A 17,848-nucleotide genomic window follows, 5' to 3' on the forward strand; every position below is an offset into this window, starting at 1 on the left:
CTGGATGGGTCGTGGGGTGGCGCTGGACGTGGCTATCGATGCGTGCCGACCTGCGCGCCGCCATGCGTGCCTTCGGCCGCCGCGTGCCCCATGCCGCGCAGCGAACTCAGCAGCAGCACGCTGACGAAGCACAACGCGGCGACGACCACGAAGCCGGCGCGCGAATCGTGAGACGCCGCGTCCGCGAACGCCTTGATCTGGGGCGACACGAAGCCGCCGAGATTGCCGATCGACACGATGAATGCGATGCCGCTCGCCGCGCCCGTCCCGCCGAGATAACGTGTCGGCAGGCACCAGAACACCGGCTGGCACGCGACAAGGCCCGGAATCGCGATGCAGAATGCGAGCAAGGTCAGCACCGGCGTATTGATCACGGACAGCGAAGCGAACGCGAGGATCCCGACCGTCAGCATGCCGGCCGCGACCTGCAGATGATTGTCGCGACGATCCGCGAAGCGGGTCGCGACGATCATCGCGGCGATCGTGCACAACCAGGGAATCATCAGCAGCAGGCCGATCTTTCCATCGATCTGGGAGCCCATCGTCGCGGCGAATTTCGACGGCAGGTAGAACGCGAGCGGCGCATTGCCGATCTGGATGCAGAAGTACGCGGCAATGAACGTCAGCACGCGGCGGTCCTTCAGCACGCCGAACACGGCCGTCGACAGATGCCGGGGCTTCGCGCGCTCCTCGGCGGCGAGCGTATCGCTCAGCGCCCGCTTCTCGTCGTCGGTCAGCCAGCGCGCGTCTTTCGGCCGGCTCGTCAGGTAGAAGAACGCGATCACGCCGACCACGGTCGCCATCAGGCCCTCGACCAGGTACATCCATTGCCAGTTCCGCAAGCCGAACATGTCATGCATCTGCAACAGGAAGCCCGACAGCGGATTGCCGATCAGCATCGCGATCGGTACGCCGAAGTAGAAGAGCCCGAGCGCGCGGGCGCGCCCCTTCGCCGGAAACCAGTAGGTCAGGTACAAGATGATCCCGGGAAAGAATCCGGCCTCCGCCGCACCGAGCAGGAAACGGATCCAGTAGAACTGCGTCGGCATGTGGGCAAACATCATCGATGCCGACACGAAGCCCCACGTCACCATGATTCGGCTCATCCATACGCGGGCGCCGATGCGGTTCATGATGAGGTTGCTCGGCACCTCGAACAACGCGTAGCCGATGAAGAAGATACCGGCGCCGAATGCGAACGCCGCGTCGCTCAGGCCCGTATCGGCCTGATAGGCGATCTTTGCGAAACCGACGTTCGCGCGGTCGATAAACGCCAGCGCGTACATCAGCGTCAGGAACGGCAGGAGCCGGATCGCGGCCTTCCGGACCGCGCCGGCGAGGTGCTGCGATTGTTGCGGGTCATGGTTCATCGTTGTCTCCGGGATTGTTCTCGTCGTGGGGCCGCTCGCTCACGCCCGCCATTCGGGCCCGTTCGGGTAGGCAAATGCGTCGAGCGACGCCTCCTTCATCGTGACGCCGTAACCGGGTGCCTCCTGCGGCATGTAGCGCCCGCGGCGAATCACGATCGGCGCCTCGAAATGCTCGTGCAGGTGATCGACGTATTCGAGCACGCGCCGATCCAGCGAGCCCGACACCGCGACGTAGTCGAACAGCACGACGTTCTGCGAGTACTGGCACAGGCCGACGCCCCCGCCGTGCGGGCACACCGGCACACCGAACTTCGCAGCCATCAGGACGACGGCAAGCACTTCGTTCAACCCGCCGAGCCGCGCGGGATCGAGTTGGCAGAAGTCGAGCGCGCCCGCCTGGAAGAACTGCTTGAACATCACGCGGTTGTGCGCGTGCTCGCCGGTCGCGACGCCGATCGGCCCGATTCGCTGCCGGATCGCCGCGTGACCGAGAATGTCGTCGGGGCTGGTCGGTTCCTCGATCCACCACGGGTCGAACTGCGCGAGCACGCGCATGTTCGCGACGGCCTCGTCGACGCCCCAGTTCTGGTTCGCATCCATCATCAGCTTGCGCTCCCAGCCGAGTTCCTCGCGCAGGATCCGCGCGCGCCGCACGTCCTGCTCGAGATCCGCGCCGACCTTCTGCTTCAGGTGCGTCCACCCGTCCGCGACCGCCTCGCGCGCGAGCATGCGCATCTTGTCCTCCGGGTAGCCGAGCCAGCCGGCCGCGGTCGTGTAGCCGGGGTAGCCGTGCCCGCGCATCTCCCGTTCGCGCAGCGCCTTGCCCGGCGCCGCCCGCCGCAGCATCGCGACGGCTTCCTCGCGGGTCAGCACGTCGTCGATGTACGTGAAGTCGACGCAACTCACGAGTTGTTCGGGCGTCATATCGACGAGGAACTTCCAGACCGGTTTGCCAGCCGTTTTCGCCCACAGGTCCCAGATCGCATTGATCAGCGCGGCCGTCGCGAGATGCACCACGCCCTTCTCGGGACCGACCCAGCGAAGCTGGCAATCGCCCGCGACCATCTCGTGCCAGTACGCGCCGAAGTCCGCCGTGATCTCCTCGAGCGAGCGGCCGATCACGAACAGCTTCGCAAGCGACTTCACCGCATCGACGCACAGTTCGTTGCCGCGGCCGATCGTGAAGGTCAGGCCGTGCCCGTCGATGCCGTTGCGCGCATCTGTGACGAGCGTCACATAGGTTGCCGAGTAGTCCGAATTTCCGTTCATCGCGTCGGAGCCGTCCATGCTCTTCGACGTCGGGAAGCGGATGTCACGTACCTGCACATCGATAATGCGTGTCGTCATCGCTGCTTGTCTCCTTGTCGTTTCATCTCGTCTGGTCTTGTCGCCGCGCCCGGACGCCCCTGCAACGAGCCGGTGCCGCTGCGGCCGTTCATCCAAGCGCCGCGGTCAGGCGCGGCTGCCCGATCGGCAACTTCAGCGCGCGCGCCATTTCGAGCACCGGGCGCAGGCGTCGCAGCTTCTTCATGTCGTGATTGCCGGCAATGTCGGCCAGCCGGTGTGCGAGGAATGGATTCGCGAACCGGTCGCGTACCTCGTCCAGATACGACAGCGCCGCGTCGCGCTCGCCGAGCGCGACGAACACCGGCATCACCTCGTCGTTCCACACCGCTTCGAGCGGTTCGCGGTATGCGGGATCGTCCATCGCCGCACCGACCGTCATGTCCGCCGCACCGCCGAGCGTGAGCCATTGCTGCGCGAGCATCGTGTGTCCTAGATTGAGCAGCAGCAGTTTCAGGCGCTCGTAGCGCTCGAGATCGTCGGTCACGACGATGTCGGGGTGTTCGCACGGCAGCGTCATCCCGGCCGTGCGCCGAACACCCCACAGCGCATACGGCTCGGCAATCGCGCCGACCGGATGGATCGGCTCCGACACGATGCGATCGACGACGGAATTGACCCACACGCAACCGCCGATCAGGTAATCGACGAATGCCGCGTCCGCGCGCCAGCCCCGCGCGACACCAACCACCAGGTCGCGCAGCGTGTCGCCGTTGCGCGCGACGAGTTCGCACGGCAGCAGCGTGACGGGCTCGCCGCCTGCCCTGAAGCGCTCGTGCAGCAGCACCGCAAGCTTCGCCGCGAACCCGCGCGGCGTGCGCCGCCCGTCGAGCAGGTCCGCGCCGTCGTCGTCGAACAGCGCATAACCGCTGTCGCCGGTGTTCGATACGATCACCCGGACGTCGTGCGTCACGCGCTCTCGCAACAGCGCCCAGTCCTCGCTCGCATGCAGCGCTTCCGTGATCGCCACGCAGTCGACCTGCCGGTCGATCGTCTCGCCGTGCCGCCTGCCGCGGATTTTCACCGGATAACGCCCGGCCGCGCGCAGCGCATCGATGCGCGCGCGACTCTCGGCGCTCGACGTCGTCTGCACGACCGTCACCGCACCGAGCGCGCGGCCGACAGCCAGCGCTTCGGACGTGAACAGGTCGACATGCGCCTGCAGGAAGCGGCTGGTACCGAATTGCAGGATCGGATTGGCCATCGGTTTGCCGTCCGCGCTCAGCATTCGACGAGCGCCTTGATCACGCCGGCGTCCGGTTCCAGCAGCTCCGCGAAGCGGTCCGGCAGATCGGCCAGGCTCAGCGCGTGCGTCTTCAGCGCATCGGTCGGAACCTGGCCGGCACGCATCGCGGCGAGCACCGTTTCGAAATCCACCGGCGTCGCGTTGCGGCTCGCGAGCAGCGTCGTTTCGCGTTTATGGAATTCCGGGTCCGAGAACGAGATGCGCCCTTTCACGAGCGAGATCAGCACGTACTTGCCGCCGTGCGCGACGAAGTCGAGGCCGCGCTCCATCGCCGCGAGATTGCCGGTGGCATCGAACACGACGTCGAAGAATTCATCGTCGGTGAGCGCCGCGAGACGCCGCGCGTCCGCGCCCTCCCCCGTCGTATCGAGCCGCACGGTGGCATGCGCACCCAGCGCCGTCTCGCAAACCGCGAGCCGGTCTGCGCGACCGTCGAGCACGCTGACCCGCGCGCCGCGCAGCGTCGCGAAAATCAGCGCAGCCATGCCGATCGGACCCGCGCCGACGACCAGCACGCGCTGCCCGGAGCGGACGTCGGCACGCGCCACGGCGTGTGCGCCGATCGCGAGGAATTCGATCATCGCGGCCTGGTCGAGCGTGACGCCGTTCGCGTCGAACACGAATGCCTGCGGGACGGCGAGGTATTCGGCCATGCCGCCGTCCGCGTGCACGCCCAGCACCTGGATTCGCGTGCAGCAGTTCGTCTTGCCGGCCCGGCACGCGATACACGTGCCGCATGACAGATACGGCATCACGTAGACCTGGTCGCCGGCCTTGACGCGTGCGCCCGCCGGGGCGCTCTCGACGATGCCGGCCAGTTCGTGCCCCATCACGCGCGGATAGGCGAGATACGGCTGGTTGCCGGTGAAAATGTGCATGTCGGTACCGCATACGCCGACCCGCTTCACGCGAATCAGCACATCGTCGGGCCCCGCGGCCGGCATCGGACGCTCGGCAACAACGAGGCGGCCGGGTTCTTCGCAAATGACTGTTCTCATCGGGATCTCGATAACGTATGAAAAGAGGACGGTGTTGATGCAAATTGGCCTGACCAGACGAAGGCTATTGGCCTGACCATTTGTGGTCAAGCCAATTAAGCCAAATCCATGGAAAACACCTAGATTGTAATGCTACCGAGAAATCTCCTGACAAGCCTCACCCGCCACACAAGGCGCTCCCCCGGCACACACCAAGCAGCAGACGATGCCAACTCACGACACTCCGGTAAGGCCAATTCAAAGCCGAGTGCAAACTACTCTGACACTGGCCTCCAGAGGGCTTGACAAATTGGTCAGGCCACCCAAGGTGCAGTAGACTCATCGCTCCGGAACACACATGCGCGATACGCCGCGAGGGGGGAGCATTGCTGGGCCAGTTCGATCAGGTGGATACCCGCCGTCTCTATCAGCGCATCGCCGACCAGATTCGCTCTCTGATCGAGGAGGGGCGCTTTGCCGACGGAGAACGCCTGCCGCCCGAGCGGGATCTCGCGCAACAGCTGGGGGTTTCGCGGCCGTCCGTTCGGGAGGCGCTCATTGCGCTGGAGATCGAGGGCATCGTCGAAGTGCGGATGGGGGCCGGCGTGTTCGTGTGTGCCGTCACGAAGGCCGCGGCCGCGCCGGCGGCATCGCTTGGCGAAAACCCGATCGAGCTGACAAATGCCCGTGCGGCGCTGGAAGGCTGCGTGATCGAGTTGGCCTGCGCCCGCGCGACGCCCGAACTGCTGGCGCCTGTACGTCGCGCCGTGGAAGCGATGCGATCCGCGATTGCGGAAGGCCGCTCGCCGCTCCAGCACGATCGCGAACTTCACGTGGCGATTGCAGCGATGACGGGCAATTCCGTTCTGGTCCGACTGGTGGGCGAGCTTTTCGATGGACGCCACAGCCCGATCTCGTCACGCGTCAGTGCACGGGCCGAGAGCAGGCAAACGTGGGCCAAGGCATTCGAGGAGCATGAATCGATCCTTCATGCGCTCGAGAATGGCGAAGTGCTGATGGCACAGGCAGCCATGCGGACACATCTTTACGCGTCGCAACGACGCTGGCTGGAGCAGGAGCGCAACTGACCCACCCGGCGCCAGTGAACGATTCGCACTGTCGGGCGATGCTCCGAGGCATATCACCAGAACGCCATGGCCTGATTCAGGATCGGCCGCCGCCATACGTCCGCAAGCACCACCCGGACGCGCCGACAGCCGTCACCCGACAATCACCTGCTGCCCGGGAGCGATCTCATCCGGATTGCCCGCCGGACAGACGATCACGCGCCGACGGCTTGAACCGCCAGATGTCGCGCTGAAACCGAAACGCGTCGCCGACGCTAACGCCACGACGCGCACCCTCCTGCGCCACACGCGCCCCGCTTCCGACTGAATCCCCAACGCAAACGTCGACACCGACACGCCTCGATTCTGCGCGATTTCGCAGAGGACCTTTCCTGTGCAACGCCTTAATCGACCGTCGCACGATCTCCAATAATGGCCGCTCGATCCGTCGGCCAGCACGCCGGCGCGACCCGCCGGCGACCGCGCCGGACCAACGATAAAAACTCCTATGCATTCCTACCAGATGAACAAGCATACCGGCGCGCGCGTCGCGGGGACCGTCATTGCCGCATGCCTGACCGGCTTCGCGCCGGGCATCGCGCACGCACAGAGCAGCGTGACGCTGTACGGCCTGATCGACACGTCGATCACCTACTCGACCAACCAGCGCACGCAGGGCGCCGGCTCGCCCGGCAGCGGCAGCGTCGCGATGACGAGCGGCGCGCTGAACGCGTCGCGCTGGGGGCTGCGCGGCCGCGAGGATCTCGGCGGCGGCATGGCCGCGGTCTTCACGCTCGAAAACGGCTTCTCGGGCACCACCGGCAAGCTGTCGCAGAAAGGCGTCGACATGTTCGGCCGCCAGGCCTGGATCGGCGTGAGCTCGAAGACCGCCGGTACGCTGACGTTCGGCCGCCAGTACGACCTGATCCTCGACTTCGTGACGCCGCTCGGCGCGTCCGGCCCCGGCTGGGGCGGCAACCTCGCGGTCCATCCGTACGACAACGACGATTCGAACCGCAACCTTCGCATCAACAACGCGGTGAAATACACGAGCCCGACGTACCACGGGCTGACGTTCGGCGCGATGTTCGGCTTCTCGAACACGGCCGGCCAGTTCTCCAACAACGCGGCATGGAGCGCGGGGCTGTCGTATGCGAACGGGCCGCTGAAGCTCGGCGCCGGCTACCTGAAGATCAGCCGCGACCGCAATGCGCCGAACCCGGACGGCGCGCTGAGCACCGTCGACGGCTCGGCGACGATCACCGGCGGCAACCAGCAGATCTGGGCCGCGGCCGGCCGTTATGCGTTCGGGCCGCATTCGATCGGCGCCGCGTGGTCGCACTCGACCACCGACGGCGTGACGGGCGTGCTCCAGGGCAGCAATATCGCGCCGCTGAAAGGCGAATCGCTCGTGTTCGACAACTTCACGGTCGACGGGCGCTACTTCGTCACGCGTGCGTTGAGCGTCGCCGCCGCTTACACGTACACGATGGGCCGCTTCGACACGCGCACGGGCCAGACGCGCCCGAAGTGGAACCAGGTCGTCGCGCAGGCCGACTATGCGCTGTCCAAGCGCACGGACGCGTATCTCGAAGGCGTCTACCAGAGCGTGAGCGGCGGCAACGGCAATCCCGCGTTCAACGCGACCGTCTGGACGCTGACGCCTTCGGCGAACAGCAACCAGGTCGTCGTCGCACTGGGGCTGCGGCACAAGTTCTGACGACGCGGCGCGGCGCCGCTGCACTGCCCGGTCGATTGCGTTAGGCACGCGTTTCGAGCCCCGCTCGATCGAGGCGACCTGTGCAGAAATGGCCGCGCCCGTGCGCTGCCATTTCGCTGTGGCATTGCGTACCGCGCGCCGCCGGCGGGAGCAAGAATGCGTCCCGGACTGTCGCGTCCGCGCAAAAAATGCGGAGAAACTGGTCGCGCTGTGACATTTTTCCTAATCTGTTTGCAGCGACGCCGTGATTCGGCGTTCCGGGCGCAACAAACTTTCATATGGCGCACCGCCGGCTTACGAACCAGCATCACGCCGACGAAGCCGGACCTTTCGCGCCGTTGTAGCCGGATACGTACGTGCAGATGGCACGCACCACGCTTCCATCGCAGTCAACCGCTGGAGACGAACGATGAGCAAAACGAACCGATTTGCGGTCCTGGCAGCCGTCGCACTGCTGGCCGGTTGCCACCACGCGGCGAAAACACCCGAGAATGCCGGCATGGCGCCGACACCCTCGAGCGAAGCCGTCGCAACGGTGACGGCCGACGATCTCGACAATCCGAACAGCCCGCTCGCGAAGCGCAGCATCTATTTCGATTTCGACGCGTACTCCGTGAAGCCGGAATTCCAGTCGCTGCTGCAGGCGCACGCCGACTACCTGCGCGGCCATCCGTCGCGGCGCGTGCTGATCCAGGGCAACACCGACGAACGCGGGACGTCCGAATACAACCTCGCGCTCGGCCAACGCCGTTCGCAAGCCGTGTTGAGCGCACTGGAAACGCTCGGCGTGCCGGCCACGCAACTCGAGGCTGTCAGCCTCGGCAAGGAAAAGCCGGTCGCGCTCGGCCACGACGAGGATTCGTGGGCGCAGAACCGCCGCGCCGATCTCGTCTATCGTTGACCGGACGCCGCCACGGCGGCGCATCCGATCCGGCACCATCGCCCGCGACGATACGCAAAAAGCATGGAATAAAAGGCCCGCCCGAGACGTTTCTTCATCGCGCAGACGCGCGGTTCACGCGAACCGGCCTGTCCTGCGGACTGCGCGCTGCAAGGAGATTGCAATGAAATCGACAACGTTGGCCGCGGCGCTGATCGCGGCGCTAATGCTTGTGCTGTCGGCGGGATGTACGCAGCCGAGCGGCGGCGGTTCGCAAGGACCGGGCATGAGCCGGTACGGCGGCGGCGGTTCGGGAGGCAGCGGAGGCGGTGGCGGAGGTGGCTACTGAAGAGCCGCCTCGAAAAGTCGGGCGACGCATCGCGCGCGATCACCGGAAACCGGCTGCATCGCGCGCGACGCCCCGCCCTGCGGCACGACTTGGACTTAGCGCATCGCCTTCACGTCGGCCGGCGTGACGCTCGCGGGTTGGCCGCCCCACGTCGCGCGCAGGTAGTTCGCGAGCTGGGCGAGTTCGTCGTCGCTCAGCGTGTGCGCGAAACCCGGCATCGGCTGCAGGTTTTCGAAGCCGGCAAACTTCTGCTCGTCGATACCGTCGAGCATCGCGACCAGCAGGTTGCGCGGATCGCCCTGGCGCACCGTCGAGTTGCCGTTCATCGGCACCGCAACGTGCGGCTTGCCTTCGCCGTCGAAGCCGTGACAGCCCGCGCACACCGCGAGATACACCGAGCGGCCGGCCGCGAGCTGCGCGGCGTCGGCGGCAACCGGCTTCACCGGTTGCGGCGCGGGCGGCGTGTCGCCGAGCAGGTACACGGACAGCGCGCGCAGGTCGTCCTTCGTCAGGGTCTGCGTGCTCAGGTGCACGACCGGATACATCTCGCCGAACGCCGAGCCTTGCGGCGCGATGCCGACGCCGAAGAACGTCTGCAGGTCGGTGCCCGTCCAGCCGCGCGCGGCGAGGCCGGCCGGCGTGATGTCGGGCGCGGCCACGCGGCCGAGCGCGGTGCCCGCGAGCGGCTTTGCGCCGTCGAGCTGGCCCGTGAACGTGCGCGGCGTGTGGCATTCCGCGCAGTGGCCGAGCGCGTTCGCCAGATAACGGCCGCGCTGCCAGTCGGCGGATTGCCCGGCCGACGCGTCCGGCAGGCTGTCCTTCAGGAACAACAGATCCCACACGGCCATGCCGAAGCGCAGGTTGTACGGGAACTTCAGCTCGTGCGCACGGTTTTCCTGCGCGACCGGCCTGACCGTCATCAGGTACGCGTACATCGCGTCGGTATCGGCACGCGTGAGCTGCCGGTACGACGTGTACGGCATCGACGGATACAGCCGCTTGCCCGGCGCCTTGCCGTCGTGCAGCGCGGCATGGAAGTCGTCCGCGCTCCAGCTGCCGATTCCGTGATCCTTGTCGGGCGTGATGTTCGAACCGTAGAACGTGCCGTACGGAGAATCGAGCTTCGCGCCGCCGGCGAACGGCGCGCCGTCCTTCGCGGTGTGGCACGCCGCGCAGTCGGCGGCCTTGACGAGATAACGACCGCGCGCGACCGGGTCGGCACCGGGCGCGCCGGAAGCCGCGCTCGAGGCCGGCGCGTCATGGCCGCCGCAGGCGGCGAGCAGCAGCGCGCAGGCCGCCGCGAGCGCGGGCACGCCCGCGGCCCGCGCGACACGATGGGCGAATGTGCGTTTCATGCGGCGTCCTTCACGAGTCCCGGCGTCGTCAGCACCACGTCCTTCACGGCTTCGTAGTAGCGGACGTAGCCCGTGCAGCGGCAGATGTGCGCGTCGAGCGCGTCGGTGATCGCGCGTTCGACGTCGGCCTTCGCGACCGGCTCGCGCTTCAGGCGCTCGATCAGCACGGTCGCCGCGTTGACGAAGCCCGGCGTGCAGTAGCCGCACTGGAAGCTGAAGTGCTCGAGGAACTTCTGCTGGATCGGCGACAGCTCGACCACTTCACCCGCGTCGTTGCGCTTCGCGTGGCCTTCGATCGTGCGGATCGAGCGGCCGTGGAAGAAGTGCGCGCCGGTGATGCAGGTGCGCATTTCCTCGCTCGTGCCGTCCGGCTTGTCGACGATCACGACGCATGCATGGCAGATGCCCTGCCCGCAACCGAGCCGCGAACCGGTGAGGCCCGCGTACTCGTGCAGGAACTCGATCATCATCAGCCCTTCGGGCACCTGCATCGGGCCGACGGACTTGCCGTTGATGTTGACCGACAGCGGTTTCTGCTGAAACCGGACGAGCGGACGCTCGATGGCTGCCGGAGCTGCGGCCGGCGCGGATGCCGGGGCTGACGCCGGTGCGGCCGAAGCCGCGGTCGGCTCGGAAGCGCCGGTCGCAGCCGCGCTGGCGCTCGCGGCCGAAGCCGCGGATTGGGCGGTCGTCATGCGAGCACCTCCTGAATCTTTTGCGGGGTCACCGGGAGGTCGGTGAAACGATGGCCGATCGCGTGCGCGATGCCGTTCACGATCGCGCCGACGACGGGGATCATCACCACTTCGGCGACGCCCTTCGGCGGATCGGTCTCGGACAGCGGCGGCAGGATGTCGCCCGTCTGCGACCACACGGCGACGTCGGATGCGCGCGGCAACGGGTAGCGGTTGAAGTTCCACGTGCCGTTGCCGGGGCCGTCCTCGTAAAGCGGCAGGTATTCATGCAGCGCATGGCCGATGCCCATCGCGAGGCCGCCCTGCAACTGGCCCGACACGAGCTGCGGCGAAATCTGGTTGCCGCATTCCATGATCGAGTGGTGCGTGAGCAGTTCGACCTTGCCGGTCGCCTCGTGCACGGCCAGCTCGACGAGCGTGCCGACGGCCGTGTAGTACGTGACGGCCGCGTTGTTGCGGCTCGTCGGCGGAATGAACACGCGCTTGCGGTCGAGCACGCGGTAGCCGTTCGCGGTCGGCGGCAGCGCGCCGCGCATCGCGGTCGCGCCGGCCGGCGCGGCGGTGCCCGGCACCGGGCCGCTGCCGTCGCCTGTCTTGTCGCCTGTCTTGTCGCCCGTCTTGTCGCCCGTCTTCGGCGCGCCGACGCGCAGCGACAGCCCGTCGATCGGCAGACGCTCGACCGTGCCGCCCACCTCGAACTCGGCGTCGGTCCATTGCCAGCGGTTGAACACGTGCACGACGGCGCCGGTCGGCAGGCCGAGCGCGTGCGCCTGCTTCGCGAGCTGCTCGAACGTCAGCGGCTCGAGGCCGTCGGCGGTCAGCTTGCCGTCGACCCAGCGCGCGTCCTCGATGCGGATCGTGTACGGCGCGGCCTGGCCGCCGCCGAGGCCGCGCGTCCAGATCGACATCGCCGCCGGCCACAGCCCGTAGCGGAACACCGCGCGCGCGGCTTCGCGCGTGCTGTGCGTGAAGTAGTACGCCGAATTCGTCGCGCTCGACGGCGACGCATAGTTCGGCGACCAGCGCGGGTTCGCGCTGAGCCGATCCTGGTCGGCCTGCGACATGATGTACGGATCGCCGCTCGTCTCGACCGGCAGGTCCGGCCATTCGGTCACGGCCACCCGTACTTCGGTCGCCGGACGGCCGAGCCATTTCGCGACCGCGACGGCCTGCGACGTCGACATGCCCGTGCCGATCTCGGCAGCCGTGTGCTGCAGCGACACCTTGCCGTGCTCGTCGAACTCGACCTTCGCGAACGACGCTTCCGCGCCCGTGCCGAAATCCTTCTGCACGCACGCGAAGCCGACGCCGTAGCGCTTGCCCGGGTTCGCGGCCTCGAATTCGGCTTTGCGCGCGACGCGGCGCGTCCACAGCGGATGCTGCTTCGCGCGCTCCAGCACTTCGTCGACGCGCAGCGCGCCGGCGGGAATCGCGCCCTGCGTGTTCTTCATTCCCGAACGCAGCGCGTTGCGCAGCCGGAAATCGATCGGGTCGAGGTTCAGTTGCGCGGCGATCTCGTCGACCGCCATCTCGGTCGCGGCCATGCTCTGCAGCGTGCCGTAGCCGCGTGCGGAACCGGCGTCGATCGCGCGCGACGCGATCGCCACCGCCGCGAGGTCGCTCTTCGGGAAGTAGTAGATCGATTGCGCGGCCGTCGCGCCGACCATCGCCACCGACGGCGAGAAGTTCGAGCGCCCGCCGCCGTTCGCCTCGAAGTCGCCCTTGAACGACTGCAGCAAGCCCGTGTTGCGGTCGACCGCGATCCGGTAGTGCATCTTGAACGCGTGACGCTTCAGCGACGTCTGGAACTGCTCGTAGCGATCGTTCGCGAAACGCACCGGGCGGCCGTCCGCGTACAGCGCGCAGACGAGCCCGTAGAACGGCACGTTGAAGTGATCCTTCGAACCGTAGCCGACCGTGTAGCACGGATGCACGAACAGCTTCTTCACCGGGAAGCGGCATTTCGCGACCATCGCGGCCGCGCTCTCGGCCACTTCGAGCGGCGACTGTGTCGGCACGACGAGGTGCAGCGACTGCGTCGCGGCGTCGTACCAGCAGTTCGCGTTGTCGGGTTCGAGCGCGGCCGTATCGACCGACTGCGTGTTGTACTCGCGATCGAACACGAGCCAGTCGGCCGTCGGGTGGTCGAGCTCGGCGGCGATCTGCGCCGCGAGGAACATGCCCTGCTCGTCGAGCTTGCCGTGCTCCTTGCCGTCCGGCCATACCGGCAGGTGCTTGCGCATCATGCTCGGGAAGATCGGCGCGTCCTTCAGGCTCGAATAGACATCGTCGTCGTAGGCCGTCTTGCCGCCCACGCGCACATAGCGGAAGGTGCCCCACGGATCGCGCTCGAGCGGGCCCGTGACCGCGCCGTAACGGATCACGTCGTCGCGGAACTTGAGCGCGTTCTTCGCGAAGCGGAAGCGCGCGAAGTCGTGATAGATCAGGATCGCGACCGCATGGCCGAGATACGCGGGCGTCTTGCCGGCCGGCAACAGCATGTCGTCGCCGTAGAACGCCGGGAACGCGACGCCGTCGCGCGCGAGATCGTCGGCCGTGACCACGCGGTCCGGTTTCAGGTCGTCGCCGAGCAGCGACAGGTCGAAGCCTTCGTAGGTGCGGTCGGCCTGCGTGACGCGCAGGATCAGCGCATGCGACTGCTGCTGCGGCCAGTGCGGCATGTCGGCCGCGCGGACGTCGCGGGCGAACACTTTCGAGCCCGTGACCTTCGCGATGCCGTCGATGCGGAATTGGGGGATGCCGGTGACGCTATCCCATTTGACGGGGGTGAGGAGCTTTTCTTCGAAGAGCGCCGCGAATGCGCGGCTGCCCAGCGGCGCGACATACACCGCGACGCCCGCCAGCACGCTGGCTTTCAGAAAACCCCGCCGTGACAGGCCGTGGTTTTTCATTGGGGGAACCTCCTGATGCGGCTCGGACGGCGATCGGGTGTCGCGGCGTTCGGAGCGGCGCGCATTCTGGCATTGTTTTCGATATATCGCCTATAGTATTTCCCGCATGAAATACTTATTGAATTTCTTATAACGGGATTCGGCCGGGCTGCGGCGCGTGGTCGCGGGGTGCGATCGGTCCGCCGTTTGCGTGCGTTGGCGTGCATTTATGCCGCTCATCGGCTTCGCTCCGCATCGACAGCGCCCGGCAGCCGAGCGCGCACGCATCGCGTGCCGGTCTCCGGTCGGCCGCCGCACATCGTTCCCGCACATCGTTCCGTTCGCAACGATGCGGCCTCCGCCCCGTCGAATGCACAAGGCGTTCGCAGGTGTGGTCGACGACCGGCGGCCGACTCGGTATCCGGTGCTAGCGACGTGCCGCTGCCATGCGTCCGGGCACCCCGCGCTGCCCGTGTTTCATGGTAATGTCGCGCGTATCCGGCTTGCCGGCGCTTCCGCCACGTGCCGTGCGTGCGCCGCCAGCCATCGCGACTCGTGTCGAGGTCAAAAACCATGGCAGTCAGGGCATCCATCCTGAACTCCGTTCTCGCCACACCCTCCTCCGGCAACCACCATGTCACGGCGGCGTTGCGCCCGTCGATGCTGGTCACGCTGTTCGAAGATATTCGCCCGATGGCGATGTCCGGACTCGCGAGCGGCTTCGTCGCGGCCGTCGCGCTGATCCGGCTGCAGCAGCTCTGGTGTCTCGTGTGGCTCATCACCGACATCAGCCTGCTCGCCGCCCGGCTCGCCATCGCGCATGCGTACACGGTGCGCCGCGACGCCGGCGACGACCGCGCCGAATACTGGGCGAGGCGCTATGCGCCCGTGTCGCTCACGGCATGCTTCGTGCTCGGCCTCGGCGTGATGGGTTGCGTGGACGCCGTCGACGTCGAGCTCGGCACGCTGTCGGTGATGGTCGCGGGCGGCGTGTTCGGCGGAATCGCGTCGCGCAATTCGGCGCTGCCGCGGCTCGCGATGACGCAGGTCACGCTCGGCGTGCTGCCGATCGGCATCGGCGCGCTGCTGGCCCACCGGCCTGGCGCGTGGCTGCTGCTGCCGCCGCTCGCGATCTATCTCGCGGCCATGCGCACCGTCGTCCAGCGCCACTACCGCGTGCTCGTCGCGCTGATCGCCGCGCGCCAGCGCAACGCCGAACTCGTCGCACGCTTCGACGCCGCCCTCACCTACATGCCGCATGGCCTGTGCATGATCGACAGCGAGACTCGCGTGATCGTCGCGAACCGCCGTACCGCGCAGCTGTTCGGCTCGCCGCGCGAGATCATGCTCGATACGCCGCTGGCCCACGTCGTCGCGGCGCTCGGCGCGAACGCCATGTGCGATCCCGGCGGCGCCGGTCTCGCCGCGCAGTGCGACGTCTGGCTGACCCGCGACGAGCCGGAGCCGTTCGACATCGTGCTCGCCGACGGCCGCCAGCTCGAACTGACGCGCCACCGCGTGCCGGACGGCAACGCAGTGGTCATCGTCGAGGACGTCACCACGCGGCGCCAGACCGAGCAGCACATCAGGCATCTCGCGCGGCACGACGCGCTGACGGGTTTGCCGAACCGCCACGAACTGCATGCCCAGCTCAAGCGGATGCTCGCGCAGCGGCCGCGCATGCCCGGCCCGTCGCTCGCCGTCATGTATCTCGACCTCGACGGCTTCAAGGCGATCAACGACCGCTTCGGCCATCAGGCCGGCGACGACGTGCTCACTCAGGTCGCCGAGCGGCTCGGCAAGACGCTGCCGCCCGGCGAGCTTGCGGCGCGCATCGGCGGCGACGAATTCGTCGTCGCGATCGACGACACGACGATGCAAGCGTGCTCGCTCCTCGCCGCGCGCATCATCCGGCAGATCTCGGCACCGTACACGTTGTCGATGGGCAAGATCGTCAACCTCGGGATCAGCATCGGCATCGCGCTCGACGACGGTCACGGCTCTCCCGACGAACTGATCCGCCAGGCAGACAGCGCGCTGTACGACGCGAAATCGGCCGGCAAGGGCATCTACCGCTTCTATTCGAACGGCAGCCGGCGCGTGGCGCCGGCCACCGCGAGCTGACCTCCTGACGGCACGCCCGGCCCGTTCATCGTCGTTTCCACTACCGGCCGCATCCTCCCGGCGATTCAATTCCGAAACGCGTCGCGTGTTCGCACGTCGCGGCGCGCGCTCGCGTGTCACGTGACGTGTTCCGTAACATCGCCCTTCGCCACCCGTTACGTTGACCGCAGAAGCCTGCACGATCGATGCAGCGGGCACCATTTCGCGGTTGGCATTCTTATTGCTTCTTGATGGGGAAAGAACATCTCAGGGAGCCCAACATGAATACCGTCGAAGTCCTCGCCCGAACCGAAACGATCGACGAACAAACCGTGATCGACGGCGCGTCCCTGATCCGGCGGCTCGTTTTCGAGCGCCGCACGCCCGCCCGCGAAGCCGCGTGCGTCGACAATCCGCCGCTGACGCTGTATGGCGCGTTTCGCCAGGGCGTCACCGATTACGGCGCGCGGCGCGCGAATCCGTATCGCGCCGGCAGCCGTTTCTGGGCGCTGTGGGAAGAAGGACGTATCGAAGCTGAAACATCGGGCCGGTAAGCCGGCCGCGCGCGCCGGCCCTGTCGCGGCAAGGGTTTGGCGCGAAACCTGACGATCGCATGCCGCCGCCATGCGTTCACCGGTGCAACATCGCGCGCGGTCTCGCGTATCGGAACTTCGACTCGCCATGCGCATCCGCGCGCATCCCGGTTGACGGCGGTCGGCGTTGCGCGTTCCCCGCGCGCCGCGCGGCGGTCGTTTCCCGATAAGATGGCAGATTCCGTTCATCGAACGATGCCGCCATGACCGCACCTTCCTCACAGCGAAACCCCATCCACTGCGAAATCGATCTCGACGCGCCAGGCAAGCACGCGGGCTACCTGCGTCTGCCGCATTCCGTGCACCGCTCGGCGTACGGCTGGCTGCCGATCCCGATCGCGTCGATCCGCAACGGCGACGGCCCGGTCGCGCTCGTGATGGCCGGCAACCACGGCGACGAGTACGAAGGCCAGATCATCGTGTCGCAGCTGATGCGCGAGATCGAACCCGAGATGGTCAGCGGGCAGCTGATCCTGCTGCCGATGGCGAACTTCCCCGCGGCAGATGCGGGCCTGCGCGTGTCGCCGCTCGACGAAGGCAACCTGAACCGCAGTTTCCCCGGCGATCCGACCGGCACGCCGACGCAGATGATCGCCCACTACATCGAGCATGCGCTGCTGTCGCGTGCGCAGTACCTGGTCGACCTGCACTCGGGCGGCAGCTCGCTGCTGTACCAGGGCGGCAACATGCTCGCGATCGATCCGCTCGACGCGGACGAAGCCGCGAAGCTCAACGGGCTGCTGGTCGCGTTCGGCTTGCCGAATGCGCTGCTGCACGCGCCGAACCCGGTGCATTCGGCGTCGGCCGCGCGCCGGCAAGGCGCGATCTCGATCGTGACCGAACTCGGCGGCGCGGGCATGGCCGATCCTTCGCTGATCCGGCTCGGCCGCCACGGGCTGCTGCACTACCTCGGTTATATCGGCCTGCTGCGCGGCGCGCTCGTGCCCGACGCGCCGCCGACCGTCACGCGCTTCTTGCGCGTCGACGGCGACCGCCACTTCGTCTATGCGTACGAACGCGGGCTGTATGAGCCGCTCGTCGAACTCGGCGACCAGGTGAAGGCCGGACAACCGGCCGCGTGGGTGCATTTCCCCGATACGCCGTTGCGCGAACCGATGCTGCACCGGTTCAACGGCGACGGCGAAGTGGTGTGCAAGCGCGTGCCCGCGCAGGTGCGACGCGGCGATTGCCTGTTTCAACTGGCGGAGTTGTCGGCTGCGCCGAGCGTCGGCCAATGAGTCGGATCGTATCGTTCAGG

Annotated in this window: 13 protein-coding genes; 6 read left to right on the plus strand and 7 right to left on the minus strand. The window is 67.3% G+C overall.

The annotated features are described in order from the left end of the window. Positions 1-32: 32 nt before the first annotated feature. From GD429_RS21710 to GD429_RS21725, 4 genes are all read right to left on the minus strand, one after another. Positions 33-1,370: an MFS transporter gene (locus GD429_RS21710; RefSeq protein WP_152859757.1), complete on the minus strand. Its 1,338-nt coding sequence runs from the start codon at positions 1,368-1,370 to the stop codon at positions 33-35. A gap of 39 nt (positions 1,371-1,409) precedes the next feature. Continuing rightward, entirely contained in the window at positions 1,410-2,717 is a 1,308-nt protein-coding gene (locus GD429_RS21715) for an enolase C-terminal domain-like protein (RefSeq protein ID WP_152859759.1), read from the minus strand. Positions 2,718-2,805: 88 nt separating this feature from the next. Further along, positions 2,806-3,918 carry a mannitol dehydrogenase family protein gene (locus GD429_RS21720; protein WP_152859761.1) on the minus strand — a complete coding sequence of 371 codons (1,113 nt, stop codon included), beginning with the start codon at positions 3,916-3,918 and terminating at the stop codon, positions 2,806-2,808. Between the two features lie 17 nt (positions 3,919-3,935). Next, complete coding sequence (locus GD429_RS21725; protein ID WP_152859763.1) at positions 3,936-4,958, minus strand: zinc-binding alcohol dehydrogenase family protein; 1,023 nt, start codon at positions 4,956-4,958, stop codon at positions 3,936-3,938. Positions 4,959-5,323: 365 nt separating this feature from the next. Between GD429_RS21725 and GD429_RS21730 the strand changes: the two genes are divergently transcribed. From GD429_RS21730 to pal, 3 genes are all read left to right on the plus strand, one after another. Then, positions 5,324-6,025: a FadR/GntR family transcriptional regulator gene (locus tag GD429_RS21730; RefSeq protein WP_152859765.1), complete on the plus strand. Its 702-nt coding sequence runs from the start codon at positions 5,324-5,326 to the stop codon at positions 6,023-6,025. Positions 6,026-6,527: 502 nt separating this feature from the next. Beyond that, positions 6,528-7,724 carry a porin gene (locus tag GD429_RS21735; protein ID WP_152859767.1) on the plus strand — a complete coding sequence of 399 codons (1,197 nt, stop codon included), beginning with the start codon at positions 6,528-6,530 and terminating at the stop codon, positions 7,722-7,724. Positions 7,725-8,133: 409 nt separating this feature from the next. Then, complete coding sequence (gene pal, locus GD429_RS21745; protein WP_152859769.1) at positions 8,134-8,625, plus strand: peptidoglycan-associated lipoprotein Pal; 492 nt, start codon at positions 8,134-8,136, stop codon at positions 8,623-8,625. A gap of 423 nt (positions 8,626-9,048) precedes the next feature. On the opposite strand, the gene GD429_RS21750 is transcribed toward pal, so the two are convergent. Genes GD429_RS21750 through GD429_RS21760 form a run of 3 tightly spaced genes read right to left on the minus strand, consistent with a single transcriptional unit; the run spans position 9,049 to position 13,915 of the window. Next, positions 9,049-10,308 (minus strand): cytochrome c, encoded by a 1,260-nt coding sequence (locus GD429_RS21750; protein ID WP_152859771.1) that lies wholly within the window; start codon positions 10,306-10,308, stop codon positions 9,049-9,051. Next, positions 10,305-11,003, minus strand: a complete 699-nt coding sequence (locus tag GD429_RS21755; RefSeq protein ID WP_152859773.1) for a (2Fe-2S)-binding protein — start codon at positions 11,001-11,003, stop codon at positions 10,305-10,307. Before GD429_RS21755 ends, GD429_RS21750 begins: the two co-directional genes overlap by 4 nt. Further along, positions 11,000-13,915, minus strand: coding sequence for a xanthine dehydrogenase family protein molybdopterin-binding subunit (locus GD429_RS21760; RefSeq protein ID WP_152859775.1), 2,916 nt, complete (start codon positions 13,913-13,915; stop codon positions 11,000-11,002). The genes GD429_RS21755 and GD429_RS21760 overlap by 4 nt, the downstream gene beginning before the upstream one ends. A 552-nt stretch (positions 13,916-14,467) precedes the next feature. Here GD429_RS21760 and GD429_RS21770 point away from each other — a divergent pair. The 3 genes from GD429_RS21770 (at position 14,468) to GD429_RS21780 (ending at position 17,828) form a co-directional block, all read left to right on the plus strand. Further along, positions 14,468-16,018, plus strand: a complete 1,551-nt coding sequence (locus GD429_RS21770; RefSeq protein ID WP_152859777.1) for a sensor domain-containing diguanylate cyclase — start codon at positions 14,468-14,470, stop codon at positions 16,016-16,018. A gap of 260 nt (positions 16,019-16,278) precedes the next feature. Next, entirely contained in the window at positions 16,279-16,551 is a 273-nt protein-coding gene (locus GD429_RS21775) for a hypothetical protein (RefSeq protein ID WP_152859912.1), read from the plus strand. Positions 16,552-16,793: 242 nt separating this feature from the next. Next, positions 16,794-17,828 (plus strand): succinylglutamate desuccinylase/aspartoacylase family protein, encoded by a 1,035-nt coding sequence (locus tag GD429_RS21780; protein ID WP_152859779.1) that lies wholly within the window; start codon positions 16,794-16,796, stop codon positions 17,826-17,828. Positions 17,829-17,848 lie beyond the last annotated feature (20 nt).

This window comes from Burkholderia sp. BE17 (assembly GCF_009362305.1).
Taxonomy (GTDB): domain Bacteria; phylum Pseudomonadota; class Gammaproteobacteria; order Burkholderiales; family Burkholderiaceae; genus Burkholderia; species Burkholderia pyrrocinia_C.